1 protein-coding gene and 1 pseudogene are annotated in these 2203 nt (G+C 45.7%); one reads left to right on the top strand and one right to left on the bottom strand.

Features of this window, described 5'->3' with window-relative positions; genetic code table 11:
- Positions 1-586 (bottom strand): annotated as a pseudogene (gene pabB, locus AB4653_RS19470) (aminodeoxychorismate synthase component I); the annotation flags it as partial.
- Between the two features lie 254 nt (positions 587-840).
- Between pabB and AB4653_RS19465 the strand changes: the two are divergent.
- Positions 841-2203 (top strand): fumarate hydratase (locus tag AB4653_RS19465; RefSeq protein WP_372105057.1); only part of this gene is annotated, 1363 nt, incomplete at its 3' end.

Here is a 2203-nt window from a genome sequence, read left to right as displayed (position 1 = left end):
GTTCTGCTTGTTCTGCTTGTTCTGCTTGTTCTTCTTGTTCTTCTTGTTCTGCTTGTTGGCTTGGCGATTGTTGTTGAGTTAACCAATCCCAATGGGTATCAATGTTTTGCCCAACAAGGAACGCAGCTTTAAGCTTATGATCAACAATCACAGCCCATTCATACAATCCAACCGCCATGTCTGGTGCAGAAATATCACGCTTAGCAAGAGAGGGAAGAGCTTCTACTCGTCGCCCTAAATCGTAACTAAAATACCCTAAAGCACCACCAACGAAAGGCAGTTCAGGGTGCTCACTGATTGCGGGTAGTAATTGCTGCTGATATTGGTCGAGTAGTTCGAAAGGGTCTGACTCTGAAACCTCGCACGTCTCATTAACATTGACGGTCGTTTTTGCACCGATTGTCTCGAAGGTGGCGATGGGTTGAGCAACTAAAATGTCGTATCGACTATCAACGTGGCTTTCTGAGGCCGACCGTAATAGCATTGCCCACGGCACGCTTTCAATATGAGAAAACAGCTGTTTAGCTAAAGTTGATTGATATTCAAGCGGCTTGATTTGGATAGAGCGAAATTCGTTGTTATTCATTTGTTTAATTTGTGACAAAGAGTTCGATCACTGCATGGCGTGTGAGAGGAAGCAAGAGTATCATAAATTGAAAATAAAATGGGTTCTTGATTAGAACGGAGTAATCCAAGTGGTTTAGTTTACAGCTATGCAAGCGATTGCTAAAGCAACTAAATACAGCTCAACACAATAAAAAGCTAAACCATCTAATCCGATTCGGCACACATAGCCAAACGATGAACCCACATGGAACCAGAACAATAAAGAGGCATGCAATGACGGTTATTCGTAAGCAAGATGTGATCAGCAGTGTCGCTGACGCACTTCAGTACATTTCTTATTATCACCCTTTAGACTTTGTCCAAGCCCTAGAAAAAGCGTACGAGAAAGAAGAGAGCCAAGCAGCTAAAGATGCTATTGCTCAGATTCTTATCAACTCGCGTATGTCTGCGGAAGGCCATCGTCCAATTTGTCAGGATACGGGTATTGTTACTTGTTTCGTGAACATCGGTATGGATGTTAGGTGGGAAACGGATCAAACAGTACAACAGATGGTTGATGAAGGCGTTCGTCAAGCTTACAACAATCCAGATAACCCATTGCGTGCATCTGTCCTAATGGACCCTGCAGGTAAGCGTATTAATACCAAAGACAACACACCAGCGGTTGTTCACATTAATATGGTTCCAGGCAACAAAGTTGAAATTCAAATCGCGGCAAAAGGCGGCGGTTCTGAGAACAAAACCAAGATGGTTATGCTGAACCCTTCTGATGATATTGCAGAATGGGTAGAGAAGACGCTACCAACAATGGGTGCGGGCTGGTGTCCACCGGGCATGCTAGGCATAGGCATTGGTGGTACGGCTGAGAAAGCCGCGGTACTCGCTAAAGAATCTCTGATGGAACACATCGATATCCAAGAGCTTATCGACAAAGGCCCAGAGAACGCAGAAGAAGAGCTTCGTTTAGATATCTTCAACCGTGTAAACAAACTGGGCATTGGCGCACAAGGTCTTGGCGGTCTAACGACTGTGGTTGACGTGAAAATCAAAACAGCACCAACGCACGCAGCCTCTAAGCCTGTTTGCTTGATCCCGAACTGTGCGGCAACGCGTCACGTACACTTCACATTAGATGGCAGCGGCCCTGCAGAACTAACGCCACCTAAGCTAGAAGAGTGGCCAGATATTACTTGGGAAGCAGGCGCAAATACACGCCTTGTTAACCTTGATGAAATTACTAAAGAAGACGTTCAAGAGTGGAAGACCGGCGAAACGGTTCTTCTATCAGGCAAGATCTTAACCGGTCGTGATGCAGCGCATAAGCGTATTCAAGGCATGCTTGAAAGTGGTGAAGGTTTACCAGAAGGCGTCGACCTGAAAGGTAAGTTCATTTACTACGTTGGCCCTGTTGATGCTGTGGGTGATGAAGCGGTAGGTCCTGCTGGCCCGACAACGTCTACTCGTATGGATAAGTTCACCGACATGATGCTAGAAGAAACTGGCATTATGGGCATGATTGGTAAAGCAGAACGTGGCCCTGCGACCGTTGAATCAATCAAACAACATAAGTCAGTTTACCTAATGGCTGTTGGCGGCGCCGCTTATCTTGTTGCAAAAGCAATTAAGAAAGCACGTG

It is taken from the genome of Vibrio sp. 10N.222.48.A3 (assembly GCF_041475345.1).
Lineage (GTDB): Bacteria > Pseudomonadota > Gammaproteobacteria > Enterobacterales > Vibrionaceae > Vibrio > Vibrio tasmaniensis_A.
This window is presented reverse-complemented; position numbering and strand designations above follow the sequence as displayed.